Source organism: Bradyrhizobium sp. USDA 4369 (assembly GCF_054056435.1).
The window spans coordinates 195,703-217,609 of record NZ_JBSRYH010000001.1 but is presented as its reverse complement, the minus strand read 5'-3'; the positions used below and the strand labels follow the sequence as shown (position 1 = coordinate 217,609).

The following is a 21,907-nucleotide window of genomic DNA, read 5'->3' as shown; positions in this document are numbered from 1 at the left end:
AACTCACGTTGAGGCTTCGCTTCGCGTGGGGATGGTGGCCAGAAAGCCCGGCGCACCAGGGAGATCACGTATAAGACGGTAGCCCATCGCGCAGGGAATGCCGGATGATCCGGCTGGACCTGTGGTGACTGCCGCCTGCTTATCTTTCTGCAGGCGGGCCATGGGTAGCGGCCAGCGCCCGGCATTCCCTGCGCCCTCCTCAATTGCGAGGGTCCTTTCCGGCAACAGCTCGGGCGCGTCGCGCCGCGAGAGCGCGAGATCATGTCTCTTGTCGCGGTGCGATCCATCATCGGGAAGTGTGCCTGTATCCATTCGGGTCAGGCGTGCGGCATGGAACCTCCGGCCCGTGCCGATGTGGCCCGCGAAGGCAGCGACGATCGCATGGCGACAGGCCACGAGCTGAATCCTTCCGCTTGGCTTGTCTTTTACGTTGCGACCGCATTGCAGATGGAGATAATCTTAGATTGTGTTGAGAGGTCTCGCGCAATCAAAGGTGCCGCCTTGAGGCTCGCTGCTGTTGCGCCTCACCCTCAGGAGCCCGCCGAAGGCGGGCGTCACGAAGGGCGAGGCCAGGATTTTGGCCTCATGGTTCGAGACGCGCCTGCGGCGCTCCTCACCATGAGGATGGAGTTCCGCGACCGGAGTCGTCCATTGGCCATGGGCTGCGTGTTCACACAGGGGGAGGCCTCAGCGTCAACTTCAACAGATTTTTCGCCTTCGTCAGCTCGGACCAACGCGAGCGAGAAACAAAAGCAGTTTTCGGGAGGGAGAGATGGCAATGCCTACAGGACTCTCACGTCGTTCGATGCTAGGTCTCGGCGCCGCTGCAGGACTATACGGGCTGTCCGGGATTACGAGCCCAGGTGCGCTCGCCAAGGGGCCATTCCTCAACACCCAGGCGCCGACCTTCTTCCGCTTCAAGCTCGGCGCGGCCGAGGCCACCATCATCTCCGACGGCGTGCTGCCGCTCGGCGATCCCCATGCGGCGTTCCTCGGCATCTCGCCCAGTGATCTCGATTCGATGCTGACGAACAACTTCCTGCCGGTCGGAGCGGCGACGCTCGAGCAGAACATTCTCGTGCTCAACACCGGCGACAAGATCATCATCTTCGACAACGGCATGGGCGTATCGAAACTGTTCGGCGACACCACCGGCAAGATGCTGCTGACCCTGAAGCAGGCCGGCATCGAGGCCAAGGACGTCGATGCGCTGGTGATGACGCATGCGCATATCGATCATTGCGGCGGCGTCATCGGCCCCGACGGCAAGCCGAGCTTCCCCAATGCCGAGCTGTTCATCTCCGAGGCCGACTTTATCTTCTGGACCGATGAGGCCAAGGTCGGCCCCAATTACAAGGCGTTCTACGAGCAGGCGGTGCGCAATCTTCTCCCCGTGAAGGATCGCATCACGTTCTTCAAGGATGGCCAGGAGTTCCTGCCGGGCGTGCAGGCGATGTTCACGCCGGGCCATACGGTCGGACATACGATCTTCCTGATTCAGTCCGGCAAGGACCAGCTCGCCTATATCGGCGACATCTCACACCATCCGGTGCTGCTGATCGAGAAGCCGCTGATCGAATTCGCCTATGACACCGATCCGAAGCAGGCCGCCAAGACCCGCGTCCGTGTGCTCGACATGCTCGCGGCCAACCGCACGCGGATTCTCGGCTATCACTTCCCGTGGCCGGGCATCGGGCATATCGGCAAGCTGGGCGATGGCTTCCGCTACTACCCGACGGCGGTGCACACGATGGATGTGGCGCCGATCTGAGCAGAGCTTTGTCCGTCGTCTCTGAAGCAGTGATGGAGTCCGCGTCATGCGGGCGCCCGCAACAGCTATGTTGCGACGTCGCGCGCAACGCTGCAAGGCACGAGGGAAGGCACGAGGGAGGGGAACCGTGCACGTCAGTCTGAAGTCTCGGAAGTCGGGTCGGCTTGGCGTCGCCGCGCTGGCCGGGCTCGGTCTGCTGGCCCAGGCCACGCTGGTGCAGGCCGGGGCAGGTGTCGATTGGCCCACCTACAACAACGACTACATGGGCCAGCGCTATCAGCGGCTGAAGCAGATCAACACCAAAAACGTGGCTGAGTTGAAGGAGGTCTGCCGGGTCCAGCTGCAGGAGGGCGGTCCGTTCCAGACCGGCCCGGTCGTGATCGACGGCGTGATGTATGTGACCACGGCGCGGCTGACGTTCGCGCTGGACGCCGCCACCTGCAAGGAAAAATGGCGGCACACCTACGAGTCCGCGCGCGAGGATGTCTGGCCGGTGAATCGCGGCGTCGCCGTCATCAACGGCCGCGTCATCCGCGGCACCCCCGATGGCCACCTGCTCGCGCTCGATGCGCAGACCGGTGCGCTGATCTGGCACAACATGGTCGGCGACTCCCTGCTGGGCGAGTTTCTGTCGGGGGCGCCGATCGGTTGGAACGGTCTCGTCTTCACCGCCACCGCGGGCTCCGACTGGGGCGTGCGCGGCCGCGTAATGGCGTTCGACGTGCTGACCGGGCGCGAGGTCTGGCGTTTCGACACCATCCCGACCGGCGACCAGCCGGGGGCCGAGACCTGGCAGAACAAGAAGTCGGCGCTGACCGGCGGCGGCGGCTCGTGGTCGACGCTGTCGCTCGACATCACCACCGGCGAGCTGTTCGTGCCGGTCGGCAATCCCGCGCCGGACATGTTCCCGGACTATCGTCCCGGCGACAATCTCTACACCGACTCGCTGGTCGTGCTCGACGGGCGCACCGGCGCGCTGAAATGGTATCATCAGGTCAAGGCCAATGACGGCATCGACCACGATCTCGGCGCCGCGCCGACCCTGTTCCGCTCGCCTGATATCCAGGACATCGTCGTGTTCGGCGGCAAGGACGGTTTTGTCACCGCGATCGACCGCGCGACGCGCAAGCCGATCTATCGCGTTCCGGTTACCACGATTGACAATGTCGCGGCGCGGCCGACGGATGCCGGCGTGCATGTCTGCCCCGGCCTGCTCGGCGGCGTCGAATGGAACGGCGGCAGCTACGACCCGGTCAATGGCGCGATCTATTTCGGCGCGGTCGATTGGTGCGGCACGTTCAAGAAGGGCGTCGCCAAATATGTCGCCGGCGAGTTCTTCTTCGGCGGCGAGCCGACACTCGATCCGCCGGACCAGGCCGCCGGCTGGGTGACCAGCCTGAATGCCGTCAGCGGCGAGGTGAAGTGGAAATACAAGGCGGCCAAGCCGGTCGTCAGCGGCATCACCGCGACATCGGGTGGGGTCGTGTTCGGCGGCGATACCGGCGGCAATTTCTTTGCGCTCGACAGTCAGACCGGCAAGCCGCTCTACACGCTGGCGACCCAGGGCATGATCGCCGGTGGCGTCGTCACCTACCAGGCCGGGGGCAAGCAATATGTCGCACTGACCTCCGGCAACGTCTCGCGCATCACCTTCGGCGAGCTCGGCAATCCGACGCTGATCATTCTGGGATTGCCGAATTGAGGGTGGAGACAGTTGTCGCGGTCGCCGCCATGCTCATCATCCTTGATGCGGCACCGGCCCGTTCAGGCGCCGACCTCGGCGAAGCCCAGTTCAAGAAGAACTGCGCGATGTGCCATTCGCTCGAGCCCGGCCGCAACCGGCTCGGACCGTCGCTGTTCGGCGTGCTCGACCGCAGGGCCGGCACCGTGGCCGGGTTCAACTACTCCTCGGCCAATAAGAGCTCCGGCCTGGTGTGGACGCGCGAGACGCTCGACGTCTATCTCGCCGATCCGCAGAAGATGGTGCCGGGCACGCTGATGGTGTTTCCCGGCGTGAAAAATGCCGGAGACCGGCAGGCGCTGGTCGACTTTCTCGCGAGCCAGCATGACTGAGGCGGCGCGCATGCATGGTCCAGGGTGGACGGCCGGGATCTGCGCGGCTAGGGTCGCCCATCATCTGTCAGGGATCACCATGCTCAAGCTCTATGTCGCGCCCGGCACCTGCGCGCTCGCCTCCCACATCGCGCTCGCCGAGACCGGCGTCGACTACGCGATCGAGAAGCTCAGCTTCAAGACCAACCAGCAGAACAGCCCCGAGTACCTCGCGATCAATCCCAAGGGGCGGGTGCCGGCGCTGGTGACGGAGCAGGGTATCCTGACCGAGACGCCGGCGATGCTGGCCTATGTCGCGCAGCGCTTCCCGCAGGCGCGGCTCGCGCCGCTCGACGACATCTTCGCCTTTGCCGAGGTGCAGTCCTTCACCAGCTATCTCTGCTCGACGGTCCACATCGCCCACGCCCACAAGATGCGCGGCCATCGCTGGGCCAACGAGGAGTCGTCGTTCGCCGACATGAAGAAGAAGGTGCCGGAGACGATGGGCGCCTGCTTCGCGTTGATCGAGCAGAAGATGCTGCGCGGGCCGTGGGTGATGGGAGAGCAGTACACGATCTGCGATCCGTATCTGTTCACGATCGCGCAGTGGCTCGAAGGCGATGGGGTCGACATCAACGCGTTTCCGAAGGTCGCCGATCATTTCAAGCGAATGGCGGAGCGGCCGGCCGTGCAGAAGGCGCTGGCGGAGCTGGCCTGACGGCCGCCGAGCTTCGTCCTGCTCGACGTCAACCTTGGCGGGGAAAGCAGCCTTCCCAACGGACACAGGTTGAAAGAGCCGAGTGTGGCGTTCATGTTCGCCACAGGCTGCTATCGGACAATATGAATCGGTGGACACGCCGCTCACATCCGCGTGTTGTCCCGACCGGGACGTTGCAGAACAGCGGCCGCCACGTGGGATATTCCAGCTGTTGCTGCGACAAAACAGCCCAAAAAAATTAGAACGCATCAAAAGGACACCGCCGTTCTAACATTGTTTCGACAAATGGAACCTCGGCAGCCTTATTCCGAACGAAGTCATCGTCGAAACGGCGCATCGGGGCGTGTTCAATCGTCGGAGGTCTGATGACGAAGCGAACGACGAGTTTGTTGCCGTGCGTTGCTGTCGCCGTGTTGGCGGGAGTGGCTGCGACGACAATCGAGTTTCAACCGGCATCGGCTGCTGACGAATGCCTGACCAAGCCGAAGGAGACTCCGGCAGGCAAGCATTGGTTCTACCGGATCGATCGCACAACGAAGAAGCAGTGTTGGTATCTTCGCGACGACGACCGCGCCTCACAGGGCGCCTCGCTCGTGACGCGGAAATTGGCCTCGCATCGCGATCGTACAGAGCTGTCGCAGTCGGCGGCCGACGCGCGGGCGGAAATCCAGCCGTCGCCGAGCCAGGCCGCTGACGATGTCAAGGTCACGTCGTCGACGCCGAGCGCTGCCGCCCGGTCTTCGGCAATGTTCCCGCCGGTTGCGGCGGCCGCTGCGCCGGCTGTCACGCCGCCTGCGGCAATGGCGCCCGCAGCCGCCGCGCCGACGAATGCTGCTCCGGCCGACTCGGTCGCCGGCGATTCGGCGCTCACATCGCGCTGGCCGGATTCGTCAGGCACATTGCAGGCGCAGCCGGCGCCGGCACCGCGTTCGAATTCCTATACGCTTGCTGCGGCGTCAAGCGACGCTGCTCCGGCCGAGACCGTCGCGCCCACGGCGTCGTCCCAGACCGTGGCCGAGGCTGCGCCGACGGCGTCGACCGTGGCGGGGCTCGACGACCCGGCGCGGACGCGGCTGTTCGCGTTCCTCGGTGCCGTCGCCGTCGCCGGCTTTTCGACAAGCGTTCTGCTCGCGCGCGCGCGTGCCAAGCGGCAGCTGCGCCTCGAGCCGGTCGCCGCGCGGCGCGTGGCCCGCTGGCCGGCCGAGCCGGAACTCGATCGGATGCATCTGCCGCCGGTGGATCGATTCCATCCGGCACTGGCGCGCGGCGAACAGCCGGTCAAGCGCGTATCGCAGGTCTCGATGGTGCCACGCGACGACGTTCGCTATGACGATCAGTACGAGGTCGAGGATCTCCTGGCGCGCTATTCCGGCCAGGCACGCCGGAAGTCTTGAGCGTCAGGCCGCGGACATCTCGGCGCGAATCTCGGCGCGAAGCTCGTCGATCAGCTTCAGGCCGCGCGTCGTCTCCACGTGCCAGAACGTCCAGCCGTTGCAGGCCGGCAGCCCCTGGGCGACTGCGCCGATGCGGTGGATCGAACCGACCTTGTCGCCGAGCATGATGGCCCCATCGGCGCGCACCAGCGCGCCGTGGCGCCGCTTGGAGTCGACGAGTTTCGTGCCCGGCGAGATCATGCCGCGCTCGATCAGCTCGGAGAAGGCGACCCGCGGCGCCTCGCGCGCGGTCATGAACGGCGCCAGCGTCGCCTCGGGCAACGGCTCGACGGCGGCGATGCGCCGCTCGGCAGCCTCAGCATAGGTCTTGTCGCGCTCGAAGCCGATGTAGCGGCGACCGAGACGTTTTGCCACGGCGCCGGTCGTGCCGGTGCCGTTGAACGGATCGATCACGAGATCGCCGGGCTTCGAGGATGACAGCAGCACCCGCGCCAGCAGGCCTTCCGGCTTCTGCGTCGGATGGACTTTCTTGCCGTCCGCATCCTTCAGCCGCTCCTCGCCGGTGCACAGCGGGATCAGCCAGTCCGAGCGCGCCTGTACGTCCTCGTTGGAGGCCTTCAGCGCTTCGTAGTTGAACGTGTAGCCCTTCGCCTTCTCGTCACGCGCCGCCCAGATCATGGTCTCATGCGCATTGGTGAAGCGGCGGCCGCGGAAGTTCGGCATCGGGTTCGATTTGCGCCACACGATGTCGTTGAGGATCCAGAAGCCGAGATCCTGCATGATCGCGCCGACGCGGAAAATGTTGTGATAGGAGCCGATCACCCAGATCGTCGCGCTCGGCTTCATCAGGCGCCGCGCGGCGAGCAGCCAGGCGCGCGTGAAGTCGTCATAGGCGGCGAAGGAGGAGAACTTGTCCCAATCGTCATCGACTGCATCGACCTGCGATTCGTCGGGACGCTTGAGCTCACCCTTGAGCTGCAGATTGTAGGGCGGATCTGCAAACACCAGGTCGACGGACGCGCCTGGCAGTTTCGACATCTCGGCGACGCAGTCGCCGACGATGATTCGTTGCTCTTCAAGAGTCTGAAATTTAGTGCGGGGCGCCCTTGCAGACGCCCCGCGACGCGACTCAACCATGACTCAAGAACTCTGACTCAGGCGACGCTGTCGGCGACGCGGGACCTAACAACCGACTGCCCACACATTGACCCGGCAAAGTAAAAATGGACTTAATCGGGAAAATTTTTCGCATCTCAGCGCATGTTTTCATCACGTGCATTGGCGATGAAGAGCGCTTCGACGACGCGCGGCATACGCGGCGCAACGCGACGATCGCGAAGGGTTTTTCGCGATGCTGCGCGCGAAAGGCGGTGCCTGCGGGTGCGGCGCTTGCGCCGGTTTATTTGCCGGCGCTAGGCAAAATTTGCCGGCCGGGTTATTGATTAACACAGTGGAAATTTTACCTGTTTGCCGCGTTGGCCATTTCGCGCAGAGCCGCGCAAGAATCGTGAGGAAAAGCCGCCATGCGTTACGATGATTTCCGTCGCAGCGACGACATCGACGACCGTCGCGACGAAGGTGGCGGGATGGGCGGCGGTATGGGTCTGCCGATCGGCGGCGGCGGGCTCGGCATCGGCACGATCATCGTGCTCGGCCTGATCGGCTACGCCTTCGGCATCGATCCGCGTATCCTGATCGGAGGAGCCGAGATGCTGAGCCATGGCAGCGCGCCAAGCTATCAGGCCGATCGCCGCTCTCCCGGCAAGACCGGGGCGCCGAAAGACGAGATGGGCGACATGATCTCGGGCGTGCTCGGTGAGATCGACGATCGCTGGAGCGAGATCTTCCAGGCCAGCGGCCAGACCTATACCGGGCCGAAGATCGTGCTGTTTCGCAACAGCACCAATGGCGGCCGCTGCGGCATGGCGCAGTCGGCGATGGGGCCGTTTTACTGCCCGCCGGACCGGCAGATCTTTCTCGACACCAGCTTCTTCCGCGAGGTCGAGACGCGCTTCCGCGGCTGCTCGGGCAATGCCTGCAAGTTCACCGCGGCCTACATCATCGCGCATGAAGCTGGACACCACGTGCAGAACCTGCTCGGCATCCTGCCGCGCGTGACGCGGATGCAGCAGCAGGTCGGCAGCAAGGCCGAAGCGAACGCGCTGCAGGTCAAGGTCGAGCTGCAGGCCGATTGCCTCTCCGGCGTCTGGGTCAATCGCGAGGAGAAGAAGCGCCCGGGCTTCATCGAGGAGGGCGACATCGACGCCGCGCTGACCACCGCCTCCGCCATCGGCGACGACACGCTGCAGCGGAAGGCGACCGGGCGCGTGGTGCCGGATTCGTTCACCCACGGTTCGGCCGCGCAGCGCAAGCGCTGGTTCATGGTCGGCTACCAGCAGGGCACGGTGCAGGCCTGCAATACATTCGGCGCCAATTCGCTGTAAGGAGTCGCGTGATGGCGATCGACGAGAGCAAGAGCTTCATTCCCCTCAACATCGCCGTGCTGACGGTGTCGGACACGCGTTCGCTCGCCGATGACAAGTCGGGCACGACCTTGAGCGACCGCTTGACGGCCGCTGGTCACAGGCTGGCCGCGCGCGAGATCGTCACCGACGACGTCGAGAAGATCCGCACCGTGGTGCGGGCGTGGATCGCCGATCCCGGCGTTGACGTCATCATCACCACTGGCGGCACCGGCTTCACCGGTCGCGACGTCACGCCGGAAGCGATCGAGCCGCTGTTCGAGAAGCGCATGGACGGCTTCTCGATCGCCTTCCATCTGCTGAGCCACGCCAAGATCGGCACCTCGACCATCCAGAGCCGCGCCACCGCGGGCGTCGCCGGCGCCACCTATATTTTCTGCCTGCCGGGATCTCCCGGCGCTTGCCGCGACGGCTGGGACGGCATCCTCGCCGCGCAATTGGATTACCGCACGCGGCCCTGCAATTTCGTAGAGATCATGCCGCGGCTGGACGAGCATCTGCGCAGGCCGAAGGCCCAGGGCGCGACGGCGTAGGGGCGGGCCCGCCAGCACGAGATGGCCGGGCGGCGAGGGCCAATCAACGGCTCGGCACGAATTCGAACGCGCCACCGCCTTCGATCGCCGCGCCGACCAGTCCTCCGACCACATTGGCTGAGTAATTCTTTGTTCGCGGTACGACGACCATCTTGTAGGTCTTTCCCGGGACAGCGGTGAAGCGATAACTCGATGATCCCGGTGTGGACCAGGTCGACACCTTGATCTCCGTGGGGCCGGGGGCGATGGGACCGTTGAAGCTCTCGCCGCGGCCGAGGCTCGCCACCTTCGTGCCTTTGATTTCGATCGCCGCCGGCGCGGCCAGAAACAGCAGATCGGTCGAACGCGTGATTGCGACAGCCGCGCTGCCTTTGGGCGCGGCATGAGCGGCTGTCGAGGCGCCATCAAGCGGCGGCAATCGCTGCGACCACCAACAGCGCGGCCGGAATGGATCGACGCAAGAGTCCCATTGTTCAGATGCCCCCGTTCACATGCCTTCGAAAACACCGGGCACACTACGTCGATGTTGGAACTCATCAATCCCGAGATGAGTGTAGTTGCAGTCGGTGCGTTGAATTGCCTGCGGTTGAGCTCGTCGCCGGCGGCGCGGCGCTACAGTGTCAACGTCCAGGTCTCGCCGATGAGCTCGACGCCGAACCGAGGTGTGCGGCTGCTCCGCGATCTTGCGGAAGCCGGCCCGCGCGTAGATGTCACGCGCGGTGGTGAGGATGCTCTGCGTCCACAGCTCGATGACCTTGTAGTGCCTGTCCCGGGCGAAGCGGATGCATTGTTCTGTCAGCGCCCGGCCGACGCCCAGCCCGCGGGCCTTCTTTTCGACCAGCAGCAGCCGTAGCTTGGCGATGTCGTCGCTGCCCTTGACCAGGAAGATCGAGCCGACCGGCTCGCCGGCGAGCTCGGCGATCCAGCAGTGCTCGCGGTCCGCATCGTAGCACCGGATGAACTGCGCGCCGATCTCGGCGACCAGCGCCTCGAAACTGGCGTCCCAGCCATATTCCTCCGCATATACGCCGCCGTGCCGCGAGATCACCCAGCCGATGTCGCCGGGGCGATGGCTGCGCAGCAGAACGGCTGGACGCGTCTGCGACGGCGGCTCCAGCAGGTCTTCGATCGTGGCCATTGCGCCGACGAGCCGCGCGCGCGAGGGCACCGGCAGGTCTGCGAGCATCGCAGCGATTTCCTGCTGCGAGCTGCGGTCGAGCCTGGCAAAGGCCTGGCGGCCCTTGGCGGTGAGGCTGAGCTGCTGCTGCCGGCGGTCCGATGGCAGCGGCGTGCGGCTGATCAGGCCTTTCTCGTCGAAGCTCTGCACGATGCGGCTGAGATAGCCGGCGTCGAGACCAAGGAGAACGCCGATCTCCTTGGCCGTGGTCGTCTCGCGATGGGCGAGCTCATAGAGCACCCGCGCCTCGGCAAGCGAAAACGGACTGTCGAGCAGGTGCTGGTCGAGCGCCCCGAGCTTTCTTGTGTAGAAGCGGTTGAACGCGCGAACGGCGGCGACGGAGTGGTCGGTCGGCAGAGCAGGCATGGCGCACCCTTTTTCAATACTTGCCATTGTCAACAAATTAATTGACTTTGGCAAGTATCGTTTGGGGCTAGACCATGACGATCCGGCTGCGTAGCGTGGTGCGGGAGGCGCGGCCGAGCTGCCGCAACAGCAACGTTTCGGCGCGCTTGGATTCGGGCCTGTAGCCGCCGACCTGGCGGTAATGCTCGCGCGCGATCAGCAGGCCCTGGTCGCCCAGCGGGCCGATCACGACCCGTGCGACCGCCCGCAGGCGGTCGCGCAGGCTCATATTGGCGTAGGGGGAGCGGGCATAGCGGAACACGCCCGCTCGCGGCCGTCCGGCCGCTGCCACGCTCTGCACGAACTGCATGGTCTCATCGATCCAGCCGGGATCCAGCACGGCGCCCGCCGGCAGAAACATCAGCCAGGGCGCGCGCGCCTGCGCGGCACCGGCAGCGAGTGCGGCGGCGGGCGAGCCCAGGAACGTCATGAAGTGGCAGCCGGCGACGTCGGCGACGCGTTCCATGACGCTGGGGTCGGGAGAACGGTCGACCAGCAGCACCTCGCTGACCACGCCAGCGGCTGCTCCCGGCACCAGCGCGGAGAGGGTCGCGACCACCGGCTGTTCGGCTCCCTCGGTCGGGATGATCACGCTCAACATCGGCCTGGCATCGTTGTTTTCAGCACCTCTGCCAGAGTTGTTATCACTTTGTCATATGCAAATCAGCCCGTTGCGGTGCGGAATTTTGCGGCACCCCGGCAGTAGGTACCGCACGGAGCGGATGTCAGGCCGACAGCCGTCGGCCGGGCTGCAGGTCACCGTGGCGCCAGGCCACGACCTCGGCGAGCTCGGCGTCCGGACGCGCAGTCACGATCTCCAGGCGGTCGCAATAGACGCGGCCCTGATCGCCGTCGATCGTGACCCAGTCGCCGCTGGCAATCCAGGTCGAGCCGAGCAAGGCACGCTCAGCGTCGCCGCTGATCGTCAATGCGTGACATCCGACGATGCAGGGCCGGCCGAGTTGGCGCGCCACCAGCGCCGCATGTGCGGTGCGCGCACCGACCGTGGTCACGATGCCCGCGGCCGCCGCGAAGCCGGCGATATCGGCGGTCGAGGTGTCCGGGCGCATCAGGATGACCGGCTCGCCGCTGTCGGCCAGACGCTTTGCGGATTCCGAATCGAAGGCCGCGCGCCCCGCCGCGATGCCGCCCGAGGCCGCAATGCCGGTCGCGGCGGGTTCGCCGGCCGCGACCAGCGATGTCTCGACGAGTTGCTCCAGATCGATCTCGCCCAGACGCTCCAGCGCCTGCTGCGGCGAGATCACCCGCTCATGCACCAAGTCGACGGCGATCTTGAGCGCCGCACGGGGCGTGCGCTTGGCGGCACGGGTCTGCAGAATCCACAAGCGGCCGTCTTCGACGGTGAACTCGACATCCTGCACGTCGCCGAATTCCGTTTCGAGCCGTCGCAGCACCGCGACAAGCTCCGTCCGCAGGTTCGGCAAAGCGCGCGCGATGGTCTCCTCGCTGTCCGGCGTGCGGCGTCCGGACACGACATCCTCGCCCTGGGCGTCGAGGACGAGGTCGATCATCGGCAGCTTGGCTCCGGTCGAGGGATCGCGCGAGAACGCGACGCCGGCCCCCGAGGCGAGGCCGCCATTGCCGAACACCATCGCCTGCACCGTGACTGCGGTGCCCGGCAGGTGCTCGAGATTCTGCAGCTTGCGATAGGTCTGTGCGCGTTCGCTGGCCCACGAATGATACACGGCGCGGGCTGCGGCATGGAGTTGGCCTTCGGCATCCTCCAGCCAGCCGTCGTTGCCGGTCTCGACCAGCGCCTGCTCGTCGGCGGCCAGCCGCGCGATGGCTTCGCTGTCCAATTCGCGGTCGGTGGCGACGCCCTCCTGCGTCACCAGATCGCGGCACAGCGTCGCCAGTCTCGTGGCCTCAAAGCCGAGGACGGTTTCAGAGAAGCTCTCGATCAGCCGGCGCCGGCAGTCGAAGGCGAGGCGCGGCCGTCCGGTGCTGCGGATCAGGCCGCGCGCGGCGGCTGACGTGCAGCCGACATTGAGGACGGTGTCGAGCATGCCGGGCATCGATCGTGCCGCGCCGGAGCGGACCGAGACCAGCAAGGGCTGGCGATGGTCGCCGAAGACGCGGCCGGTCGCCTGTTCGAGAAAGCGAATGCCGCGGCGCAGGCCGTCGCGCAGCCGCTGCTCGGCGTCGGCCTGATTGGCGATGATGTCGGCACAGAGATCCACGGGAAGCACGAAAGCGGGCGGCACCGGCAGTCCGAGCGCGGCCATCCGGGCGAGATTGGCAGCCTTGGCGCCGACCGTTTCGGCCGAGCAGGGGACGGTGTCTTTGCCGAAGATGCGGACGATGGACATGGCAGTTCCTAACCTGCGAGATCGATCAAGATGTATTGGCGCAGCAGATGTCCGAAGCTGGCCATGCGGTCGGTGGCACGCTCGACGGCGCGCGCCAGCTCCAGCGCGGCCAGCGACGTGGCGACATCGAAAGCGCCGGTGAAGACCAGGGTGGTGATCCTGCGCTCCTGTGCGTCGGCAGCGTGCTCGGCGTCCATCAGGCGCAGCACGGCGGCGAGCGCATCGTCGGAATCGACGCGCCGGCCCTCGGGCACGTCGGCAGCCGCAGCGAGGCCGCTCGCGGCCGCTTCGATCGCGCCGGTCGCGACCTTGCAGAGGTCGGCCAGTGCGGCCAGCAGGTCCGCCGGCATCGCGGCCGGGGCGAGCGAGGCGATGAAAGCCGCCTGTTCCAGTTCGTCGACGGTCTCCTCGACCCGGTCGACGAGCTGCGCGATCAATGGCTCGGCGTTGAGGCGCGCAATTTCCTGGCGGGCCTCGATCGCAATGCGGTCGGCCTTCTGCTCGATCCGTGCGGCGCGGGCGGCCAGCAGCTCGCGACCGCCGGTCAGCCCGGACTGAAACGCCCCGAGATCGCGGCTCAGTGCGGCGGCGATGTCATGCGCGAGCCCAAGCTGGCGCAGCACGATGCCGAGCAGCGCGCCGTCGGCCCGGTCGAGATGCCGCACCAGATCAGCCTCGATCTGGCCGCGGACCAGACGCACCGAGCGGCCGGCGAGCAAGCCCTCGGTGGCGTCGCGCAGCGCCGCCTTGAGAAATTCGATCGCGGTGGTGCGGCCCAGGGCGCGGTCCAGGCGTTCGCCGAAGCCGATGCGGTTGGGCGCCGCGTTGCGCACCGCGCCGCCCAGCAGCTCGTTGCCGCCGAGTTCGAGGAATGCGCGATGGCCGATCCGGTTGCGGGCCGCCCAATCGAGGATCTTGAGAGCGTCCTCCTTGGAGACCCACGTGCGCAGCAATTTGCGCGCCTTGTTCCAATCGATCAGAAACACCAGCGCGGCGCCGAGGGCTGCGAGGAACTCATCGCGCGCCTGCAGATCGCCGCCATGAAATTGGCCGGTGACCAGCACGAAGGCGTTCTCGTCGGCCAGCCCCGCCCCGGTGCGCCGATCGAGGCCGCTCCAGCTCGCCGCGAACGCATCGAACAGGCGAATGAAGAACTTCGCGCGCGCCTGATGCACGTCGGTGTAGGTGATGGTGACAGAAAGTCCGTCGACCGTGATGACCATGACATGGGCGTCGGTGGTGCCGATATCGTTCTGAATGACGAGCCGGTCGCCGGAGCGGGTCGCCATCGTATCAAGGCCGGGATGGTCGAATTTGAGGGCGCGCGTCGCGTTCAGGCCGCGCATGAAGGCGACAATGGCACTCCTGTCTTCGGTCGCGACGCCGTACACATGGGCGCCGTCGATGGTTTCCTCGGCGCAGTCGGCCGCGATGCGGTTGAGGGCCTTGTGCAGATCCATCACCAGCCGGTGCAGGCTGTCCGACTCGTCCTGAGCGGCGGTCAGCCGCGCCACGCGGTCAAACGCGATATCGTCGCTCGCCGTCAGCAGACCGGCCTGCTGCATCGTGTCGAGCCGCCGCTCGGCCGCGTCGCCCTCGGTGCTCCGTCCGGCTTTGACCGCGCGGATCATGGCCCGCGTGTCGCTTTCGATGTCCTGGACCAGCCGGGCGAGACCGGGCGCCGCAAAGCGTCCGGACGCGGTGGCGTGTGCACCGCCGATCAAGCTCGCGAGCTCGGCCGGTGCGATGTTGGCGGCACGGCACTCGGCCGAGAGATCGGTGGGCCGCGACTCCGGCGCATGCGCATGTTGCGCGGCGGCTTGCAGTGCGCTCAGGCGCACCTTGACGCGGTCGTTGGCGGCGAGTCCGTCGGCGATCAGCGACGGCAGCAGGATGTCGGCTTGGCCGAGCTCCTTGATGATCTGAGATTTCATGACGACATCGATCAGGTTTCGATGTCGCCATGATGTCGCAACGCCGCAGCGCCGGCATTGCGTTAGATCATTCATGAAACCGTCACATCAGCAAGCGCTGCTACTCAGTCGCCAGCCTACGCCGGAGTCGTTCCGCCTAGACTGTTGGGCCAGACCCAATCGCGGATCGCAGGCATGTCCTCGCCGTGCTCGCGGACATAGCGCGCGTGTTCGATCAGCGCGCCGCGGAATGTCTGCTTCACATGGGCGGCCGAGACGCTGAGCCCCGGCACGCGCTCGATGACTTCGATGGCGAGATGGAAACGATCGAGCTCGTTGAGCACCACCATGTCGAATGGCGTCGTCGTGGTGCCTTCCTCGATGAAGCCGCGCACATGCATGCCGGCATGATTGGTGCGGCTGTAAGTGAGTCGATGGATGAGATGCGGGTAGCCATGATAGGCGAAGATGACAGGCTTGTCGGTCGTGAACAGGCTGTCGAAATCGCGGTCGCTCAGTCCGTGCGGATGCTCGGTGTCGGGCTGCAGCGTCATCAGATCGACGACGTTGACGACGCGGATCTTGAGCTCGGGCAGCGCCTTGCGCAACAGGTCGACGGCGGCGAGCGTCTCCAAGGTCGGGATGTCTCCGGCGCAGGCCATCACCACGTCGGGAGCCGCGTCGGCCGGCTCGGTGCCGGCCCATGACCAGATGCCGATGCCGGCATCGCAATGCGTCGCCGCCTCCTGCATCGTCAGCCATTGCGGTGAGGGCTGCTTGCCGGCGACGATCACGTTGATGCGGTCATAGGTGCGCAGGCAATGGTCCGCGATCCACAGCAGCGTGTTGGCATCGGGCGGGAAGTAGATGCGAACGATGTCGGCCTTCTTGTTGGCAACGAGGTCGACGAAGCCGGGATCCTGATGGCTGAAGCCGTTATGGTCCTGACGCCAGACGTGAGAGGTCAAGAGATAGTTCAGCGACGCGATCGGCCGGCGCCACGGCAGATGGCGCGACACCTTCAGCCATTTGGCGTGCTGGTTGAACATCGAATCGATGATGTGGATGAAGGCCTCATAGCACGAGAACAGGCCGTGGCGGCCGGTGAGCAGATAGCCTTCCAGCCAGCCCTGGCAGAGATGTTCGCTCAACACCTCCATGACGCGTCCGTCATGGGCGAGGTGGACGTCGTAGGGCTCGATGCCTTCCATCCAGACCCGCGCGGTGACGTCGAACACCGCATCCAGCCGGTTCGAGGCGGTCTCGTCCGGGCCCATGATGCGGAAGTTTCTCGCATCCGCATTCAGCGTGATGACCTCGCGCAGGAATTTTCCGAGCTCGCGCGTCGCTTCCGCGATGGTCTCACCGGGGGCGCGCAGCGCGACGGCGAAAGCGCGGAAGTCCGGCAGCTTGAGCTCGCGCTTCAACAGCCCGCCATTGGCGTGCGGATTGGCGCCCATGCGGCGCGTGCCTTTCGGCGCCAGCGCCTGCAGCTCCGGCACCAGCCGGCCCTGCGCGTCGAACAGCGTCTCCGGCTGATAGCTCTTCATCCAGGCTTCGAGCAGCGACAGATGCTCCGGCTTGCCGCGCGGATTGGCGATCGGCACTTGGTGCGCGCGCCAGAAGCCTTCGACCTTGAGGCCGTCGACCTCTTTCGGCCCGGTCCAGCCCTTCGGGCTGCGCAGCACGATCATCGGCCAGCGCGGGCGGTGGATCACCGCATCCGGCAGCCGCGCATTCTGCTGGATCGAGCGGATGCTGGCGAGCGCGACATCGAGCGCGTCCGCCATCTGCCGGTGCATCGCCTGAGGCTCGTCACCCGCGACGAACAGCGGCGCGTAGCCATAGCCTTCGAACAGGCATGTGATCTCGGCGTCGCTCATGCGGCCGAGCACGGTCGGGTTGGCGATCTTGTAGCCGTTGAGATGCAGGATCGGCAGCACCGCGCCGTCATGGGCCGGGTTGAGGAACTTGTTCGAATGCCAGGACGCGGCGAGCGGGCCGGTCTCGGCCTCTCCATCGCCGACCACGCAGGCGACGATCAGGTCGGGATTGTCGAAGGCGGCGCCATAGGCGTGGACCAGTGCATAGCCGAGTTCGCCGCCTTCATGGATCGAGCCCGGCGTCTCCGGCGCCGCATGGCTCGGGATGCCGCCGGGGAAGGAGAACTGCCGGAACAGTTTTCGCAAGCCGTCCGCGTCGCGCGTGATGTCCGGATAGATCTCGCTGTAGGAGCCTTCGAGATAGGTGTTGGCGACCATGCCCGGGCCGCCATGGCCGGGGCCGCAGACATAGATGACGTTGAGATCCTGCATCCGGATCGCGCGGTTGAGATGCGCGTAGATGAAGTTGAGGCCCGGTGTCGTGCCCCAATGGCCGAGTAGCCGCGGCTTGATGTGCTGCGGCTGCAGCGGCTCGCGCAGCAGCGGGTTGTCCAGCAGGTAGATCTGCCCGACCGAGAGATAATTCGCCGCGCGCCAATAGCGGTCGAGCAGGTCGAGGTCGTCGGCCGTGTGGGTCTGCTGGGGAGAGGTGGTCTGCATGGGAGCTCGCTTGCCATTCGTTTCGCGCCTGCGGGAGAGTGCATTAGAGTAATGCCGCACCGTCCTGTTCCAGCGTGGCTGCAGGATAGAACGGGAATGTGATGGCTGGCGTTGCGCAGCCTCAGACGTCGGCTGCGGGGATTGTTCTTTATTGTTCTTGTAATGTTCCTCTTGTGTGCTATGTCTTGGCCATGAGCCGAGCATCTTCACATGCCCTCAAGCGCCCGCCGGTCCCGGTGCCCTCCGAGCCGGTGGGCGCGCCTTCCTCGGGTCTTGAAAAAAGCAGTCCTGAGAGGGACTTTCCCGAACTCGCGGTCGCCATCGAACAGGGCCGGCGCCGCGGTCGGGGAGCACAATCCAATGCGAGCGGCCGCTATGAGGCGGAGGCCCGTGTTGTGTTCGACGATGGCTGGCAGAGTCTCGAGGACTTGCCGCCGTTCAAGACGACGGTCGCAACCGACACGTCGCGCAAGGTCATTACCCGCAACGACTCGCCGGACATCGGCTTCGACCGCTCGATCAATCCGTATCGTGGCTGCGAGCATGGCTGCGTCTATTGTTTCGCGCGGCCGACCCACGCCTTTCTCGGCCTCTCGCCAGGCCTCGACTTCGAATCCAAGCTGTTCGTCAAGCCGGATGCGCCCGCGCTGCTGGAGAAGGAACTCGCCGCCAGCGGCTATGAGCCGCGGATGATCGCGATCGGCACCAACACCGATCCCTATCAGCCGATCGAGCGCGAGCGGAAGATCATGCGCGGCATCCTCGAGGTGCTGGAAAAGGTTGGCCATCCCCCGTCGGGATCGTGACCAAGTCGGCGCTGGTGATGCGTGATGCCGACATCCTGGCGCGGATGGCCAAGAAGAACCTGGCGAAGGTTGCGATCTCCGTGACCACGCTGGATCCGAAGCTGGCGCGCACCATGGAGCCGCGGGCCTCGACACCCTCGAAGCGACTGGAAGCGCTGCAGGCGCTGTCGAAGGCGGGCATCCCGACAACCGTGATGGTGGCGCCGGTGATCCCGGCGCTCAACGACAGCGAGATCGAGCGCATCCTCGATGCCGCCGCCCATGCCGGCGTCAAGGAAGCCGCTTATGTGCTGCTGCGATTGCCGCTGGAGGTGCGCGACCTGTTCCGGGAATGGCTGCTCGAGCATTATCCGGATCGCTACCGCCACGTCTTCACCTTGATCCGCGACATGCGGGGCGGCCGCGACTACGACTCGCAATGGGGCACGCGGATGAAGGGGACGGGGCCGATGGCCTGGATGATCGGCCGCCGCTTCGAGATCGCCTGCGAGAAGCTCGGCCTGAACAAGCGCCGCACCAAGCTGACCACCGATCACTTCGTGCGGCCGAAGGGCGGCGGCCAGCAGCTGAGCCTGTTCTGAGGCGGACGGAGGTCGAGCCCATGAGTGCACTGTCCGTCGTCCCGCGGTTCACCGTCATCACGCTCGGTGTGGCCGACATGCGGCGGAGCATCGCCTTCTACGCGTCGCTTGGTTTCGCCAGGAAATTCCAGGCGACGGGCGAGGCGGTGGCCTTCTTCGACACCGGGGGAACGGTGCTGGCATTGTACCCCTGGGACGCGCTGGCCCATGATGCGGGCGTGCCGGACGCGCCGCGGCCGCAGGCGTTTCGCGGCGTCACGCTCGCCTGGAACTGCCGCTCGGAGGCCGAGGTCGATGCGGCGCTCGCGTCGGCGGTGGAGAAGGGCGCGAGATTGCTGAAGCCGGCACAGCAGACCGATTATGGCGGTTACAGCGGCTATTTCGCCGATCCGGACGGTCATGTCTGGGAGGTGGTGACGGCGCCGGGGATCGATGTCGGCGAGGATGACCGGGTGTATCTGCCGCCTTAGCCGGTCGCCGGCCAGGTTGCGAATAGCGGGGAATTGAGCCCCGTTCGGGTTGCGTCGCTGCGGGCTGTTCCGCACCATGCCGGCCATGATTCGAGACCAAGCCAAAACACCGGGCAGGGCGAAATCGGCCACTGCTGCCAAGACCAGCGCCACTGCGAAAGGCGTCGGCAGGAAGGCCACCGGAAGCGTGGCGGGCAAGGCTGCGGCAAACCCCGCCACCAGCAAGTCCGGCAAGGGCGTCATCGCGGTGGCGCTGCCGAGCTTCCGGCGCGAGCGCGCGCTGTTGAAACAGGGGATCTGGCCGGTGGCCGGGTGTGACGAGGCTGGCCGTGGTCCGCTGGCCGGCCCCGTGGTCGCGGCCGCGGTGATTCTCGATCCCAACCGCATCCCGAAGGGGCTCGATGATTCGAAACGGCTGAGTGCGGAGCAGCGCGAGGCGTTGTTCGACAAGATCTGCAAGACATCGGCCTTCGCGGTCGCCTTCGCCTCGCCGGCGCGAATCGATCGCGACAACATCCTGCGCGCGTCGCTATGGGCGCTGTCACGCGCGGTGAAGGCGCTGCCCGAGACCCCCAGGCACGTGTTCGTCGATGGCCGCGACCGAATCGATGTCGACTGCAATTGCGAGGCGGTGATCGGTGGGGATGGGCTGGTGATGTCGATCGCGGCGGCCTCGATCGTCGCCAAGGTCACGCGCGACCGTCTGATGTGCGCCTTGGCGCAGGATTGCCCGGGCTACGGCTTCGAGCAGCACAAGGGCTATGGCGTGCCTGAGCATCTCGCCGCGCTGGATCGGCTGGGTCCCTCGGTGCATCACCGCAGCCTGTTTGCGCCTGTGGTGGCGGCACGGCGCAAGCATCAGCCCTGGACCGACGTGCCGGAGCCCGATCTCTTCGCGGACGTGACGGTGGTGACATCCAGCGAAATCGCGCTCGGCGCCTGATGCCGGTTGCCTCGACGGCGCCGCGGTCTTAATAGTTTTGCCAGCCAACCAGCACGAAGTGTCACTCCTCGCAGCGGGGGCGGTGTTGTGCGCCTCGATCATGCGGTATCGATTGCGGGCGTCGGACAACGCGGCTGCGGATGAGGGACGGTCCTGCCGGCCTCCTCGACGTCCTCAGCGATCCAGCTAAGCGATCCAGCCGTTCATGCGTTTCACGTCACTGGTTGTCGAACTGATCCGTGCGCGGCCTCGGCTGGTCGTCGTCATCGTGGTGCTGTGTCACGCCCTGCTCTGGCTGGGCATCGCGCTGGTGTTCTACCGCAGCCCTCCCGGCCAGCTCGCGATGTCGATTGCCTTCGGACGGGAGTACCAGGTCGGCACCGATCTCGGGCCGCCGCTGCCGTTCTGGCTTGCGGATATCGCCTATCGCTTCGCCGGCAACCATCTGTTCGGCGTGTATGTGCTGGCCGCGCTGTGCTCGGCCGTGACCTTCTGGGTGATCTATCTGCTCGCTCGCGCCATCGTCGGCGGCCAGCAGGCGGTGCTGGCGGTGCTGTTGACGATGACCGTCACGGCGTTCGGGGCACCGACGCTTGAATTCGGGCCGGACGTGCTCGCGCGCCCGCTATGGGCGCTGCTCCTGCTGCATAGCTGGCGGATCCTCGGAGAGGGCCAGCGCAACGCCTGGTTTGCATGGTCGATCGAGGCGGGTCTGCTGCTGCTCACCACGCCCGCCGCAGCCGGCCTGCTGCTGCTGATCGCAGGCTTCACGGTGTCGTCCGCCGAGGGCCGGCGCGTGCTGCGATCATTCGATCCGCTGTTCGCACTGCTGGTCGTGCTGGCGCTGGCGCTGCCCTACGTCATCTTCGTGCTGCGTTCCGACGGCGTCGGGCTTTCGGCCTTGCCGGTGCTGGCGGAGCTCTCGGCGCGCGCTTGGCATTGGCTCGCTTTGGCCGGCGGATTGCTGCTGGCGATCTCCGCCATGCTGTTTCTCGTGGCGCTCGACGCCGGCTGGTTCGCCCGCGGTGAAGCCGACGCTCCAATCATCTACCGCCGGCCGGTGCCCGCGCTGGCCCGCGACTTCGCTTATTGCTTTGCGATCGCCCCCGCTTTGCTCGGCAGCGTGATCTCGGGTCTGTTCGGCCTTCCCACCGTGTTCGGCGGCACCGCCGTCGCGCTGACCATGGTCGGCCTCGCCATGGTGGTCGCCTCGGGCGATCTGATCTATCTGCGGCGCCAAAGGCTGCTGCGCAGCGTGTGGGCCGCGGCCGTGGCGGCGCCCGCCGTCCTCGTGGCTGGCAGCACGGTGATTGTCCCGTTGCTCGGCGATGGTGAGGTTGCGACCGCGATGCCGGCGCGCGACATCTCCCGCTTCTTCGTCGAGAGCTTCGAGCGCCGCACCAATCAGCCGCTGCAGGCGGTGGCCGGCGATCCGCAGCTTGCCAGCCTGGTTGCGCTCGGCCGCCGCCGCGCGCATCTGTTTCTCGACGCCGCGCCGCAGCGGACGCCCTGGATCAGCCCAGCCAGGTTTGCCGAAACCGGAGGCGTCGTGGTGTGGCGTGCCTCCGACACAGTCGGCACGCCGCCGCCGGAGCTTGCCCAGCGCTTTCCAGGCCTCGTGCCGGAGGTGCCGCGCAGCTTCGACTGGCTGATCAACGGCCGCCAGCCGCTGCTGCGCATCGGCTGGGCGATCATGCGGCCAAAGGCGCCGTAGGCTTTCCACCAGCGACGTCCGGCGAGCATACCGTAACGCTCTCCGCGTCATTGCGAGGAGCCCTTACGACGAAG

The 21,907-nt window shown here is 66.1% G+C and carries 17 protein-coding genes and 2 pseudogenes; 11 read left to right on the top strand and 8 right to left on the bottom strand.

Features of this window, described 5'->3' with window-relative positions; all coding sequences use genetic code 11:
• Positions 1 to 3: 3 nt before the first annotated feature.
• Entirely contained in the window at positions 4 to 396 is a 393-nt protein-coding gene (locus ACVIJ6_RS01015) for a hypothetical protein (RefSeq protein ID WP_456771095.1), read from the bottom strand.
• Between the two features lie 382 nt (positions 397 to 778).
• Between ACVIJ6_RS01015 and ACVIJ6_RS01010 the strand changes: the two genes are divergently transcribed.
• The 5 genes from ACVIJ6_RS01010 to ACVIJ6_RS00990 all read left to right on the top strand — a co-directional run bounded on the left by ACVIJ6_RS01010 (position 779) and on the right by ACVIJ6_RS00990 (position 5,935).
• A complete protein-coding gene (locus ACVIJ6_RS01010; protein WP_456771094.1) occupies positions 779 to 1,771 on the top strand; it encodes an MBL fold metallo-hydrolase in 993 nt (330 codons plus the stop codon).
• A 127-nt stretch (positions 1,772 to 1,898) separates the two neighbouring features.
• Positions 1,899 to 3,473: an outer membrane protein assembly factor BamB family protein gene (locus ACVIJ6_RS01005; RefSeq protein WP_456771093.1), complete on the top strand. Its 1,575-nt coding sequence runs from the start codon at positions 1,899 to 1,901 to the stop codon at positions 3,471 to 3,473.
• Positions 3,474 to 3,502: 29 nt separating this feature from the next.
• Positions 3,503 to 3,844 (top strand): c-type cytochrome, encoded by a 342-nt coding sequence (locus ACVIJ6_RS01000; RefSeq protein WP_456771092.1) that lies wholly within the window; start codon positions 3,503 to 3,505, stop codon positions 3,842 to 3,844.
• Positions 3,845 to 3,923: 79 nt separating this feature from the next.
• Positions 3,924 to 4,541, top strand: a complete 618-nt coding sequence (locus ACVIJ6_RS00995) for a glutathione S-transferase family protein (RefSeq protein WP_456771091.1) — start codon at positions 3,924 to 3,926, stop codon at positions 4,539 to 4,541.
• A gap of 365 nt (positions 4,542 to 4,906) precedes the next feature.
• Positions 4,907 to 5,935, top strand: a complete 1,029-nt coding sequence (locus tag ACVIJ6_RS00990; RefSeq protein ID WP_456771090.1) for a hypothetical protein — start codon at positions 4,907 to 4,909, stop codon at positions 5,933 to 5,935.
• Between the two features lie 3 nt (positions 5,936 to 5,938).
• On the opposite strand, the gene ACVIJ6_RS00985 is transcribed toward ACVIJ6_RS00990, so the two are convergent.
• Positions 5,939 to 7,072 carry a site-specific DNA-methyltransferase gene (locus ACVIJ6_RS00985; protein ID WP_172239272.1) on the bottom strand — a complete coding sequence of 378 codons (1,134 nt, stop codon included), beginning with the start codon at positions 7,070 to 7,072 and terminating at the stop codon, positions 5,939 to 5,941.
• Positions 7,073 to 7,458: 386 nt separating this feature from the next.
• On the opposite strand from ACVIJ6_RS00985, the gene ypfJ reads away from it, so the two are divergent.
• On the top strand, positions 7,459 to 8,379 hold the full coding sequence (gene ypfJ / locus ACVIJ6_RS00980) for a KPN_02809 family neutral zinc metallopeptidase (RefSeq protein ID WP_456771089.1): 921 nt from the start codon (positions 7,459 to 7,461) through the stop codon (positions 8,377 to 8,379).
• A gap of 11 nt (positions 8,380 to 8,390) precedes the next feature.
• Positions 8,391 to 8,951 carry a molybdenum cofactor biosynthesis protein B gene (gene moaB / locus ACVIJ6_RS00975; RefSeq protein ID WP_012042534.1) on the top strand — a complete coding sequence of 187 codons (561 nt, stop codon included), beginning with the start codon at positions 8,391 to 8,393 and terminating at the stop codon, positions 8,949 to 8,951.
• Between the two features lie 43 nt (positions 8,952 to 8,994).
• On the opposite strand, the gene ACVIJ6_RS00970 is transcribed toward moaB, so the two are convergent.
• From ACVIJ6_RS00970 to ACVIJ6_RS00945, 6 genes and pseudogenes are all read right to left on the bottom strand, one after another.
• Positions 8,995 to 9,369, bottom strand: a complete 375-nt coding sequence (locus ACVIJ6_RS00970) for a hypothetical protein (RefSeq protein WP_456771088.1) — start codon at positions 9,367 to 9,369, stop codon at positions 8,995 to 8,997.
• 194 nt (positions 9,370 to 9,563) lie between these two features.
• Positions 9,564 to 10,494, bottom strand: a pseudogene (locus ACVIJ6_RS00965) (bifunctional helix-turn-helix transcriptional regulator/GNAT family N-acetyltransferase).
• A 67-nt stretch (positions 10,495 to 10,561) separates the two neighbouring features.
• Positions 10,562 to 11,134: a glycosyl transferase gene (locus tag ACVIJ6_RS00960; protein ID WP_456771087.1), complete on the bottom strand. Its 573-nt coding sequence runs from the start codon at positions 11,132 to 11,134 to the stop codon at positions 10,562 to 10,564.
• A gap of 124 nt (positions 11,135 to 11,258) precedes the next feature.
• Positions 11,259 to 12,863, bottom strand: a complete 1,605-nt coding sequence (locus ACVIJ6_RS00955; RefSeq protein WP_456771086.1) for a PEP/pyruvate-binding domain-containing protein — start codon at positions 12,861 to 12,863, stop codon at positions 11,259 to 11,261.
• Between the two features lie 8 nt (positions 12,864 to 12,871).
• Entirely contained in the window at positions 12,872 to 14,797 is a 1,926-nt protein-coding gene (locus ACVIJ6_RS00950) for a hypothetical protein (protein ID WP_456771085.1), read from the bottom strand.
• Positions 14,798 to 14,913: 116 nt separating this feature from the next.
• Entirely contained in the window at positions 14,914 to 17,319 is a 2,406-nt protein-coding gene (locus ACVIJ6_RS00945; RefSeq protein ID WP_456771084.1) for a phosphoketolase family protein, read from the bottom strand.
• Between the two features lie 191 nt (positions 17,320 to 17,510).
• On the opposite strand from ACVIJ6_RS00945, the pseudogene ACVIJ6_RS00940 reads away from it, so the two are divergent.
• The 4 genes and pseudogenes from ACVIJ6_RS00940 (at position 17,511) to ACVIJ6_RS00925 (ending at position 21,833) form a co-directional block, all read left to right on the top strand.
• A pseudogene (locus ACVIJ6_RS00940) lies at positions 17,511 to 18,706 on the top strand (PA0069 family radical SAM protein).
• A 20-nt stretch (positions 18,707 to 18,726) separates the two neighbouring features.
• Complete coding sequence (locus ACVIJ6_RS00935; RefSeq protein WP_456771083.1) at positions 18,727 to 19,176, top strand: VOC family protein; 450 nt, start codon at positions 18,727 to 18,729, stop codon at positions 19,174 to 19,176.
• 76 nt (positions 19,177 to 19,252) lie between these two features.
• Positions 19,253 to 20,119 carry a ribonuclease HII gene (locus ACVIJ6_RS00930; RefSeq protein ID WP_456771082.1) on the top strand — a complete coding sequence of 289 codons (867 nt, stop codon included), beginning with the start codon at positions 19,253 to 19,255 and terminating at the stop codon, positions 20,117 to 20,119.
• Between the two features lie 205 nt (positions 20,120 to 20,324).
• Complete coding sequence (locus ACVIJ6_RS00925) at positions 20,325 to 21,833, top strand: glycosyltransferase family 39 protein (protein ID WP_456771081.1); 1,509 nt, start codon at positions 20,325 to 20,327, stop codon at positions 21,831 to 21,833.
• Positions 21,834 to 21,907 lie beyond the last annotated feature (74 nt).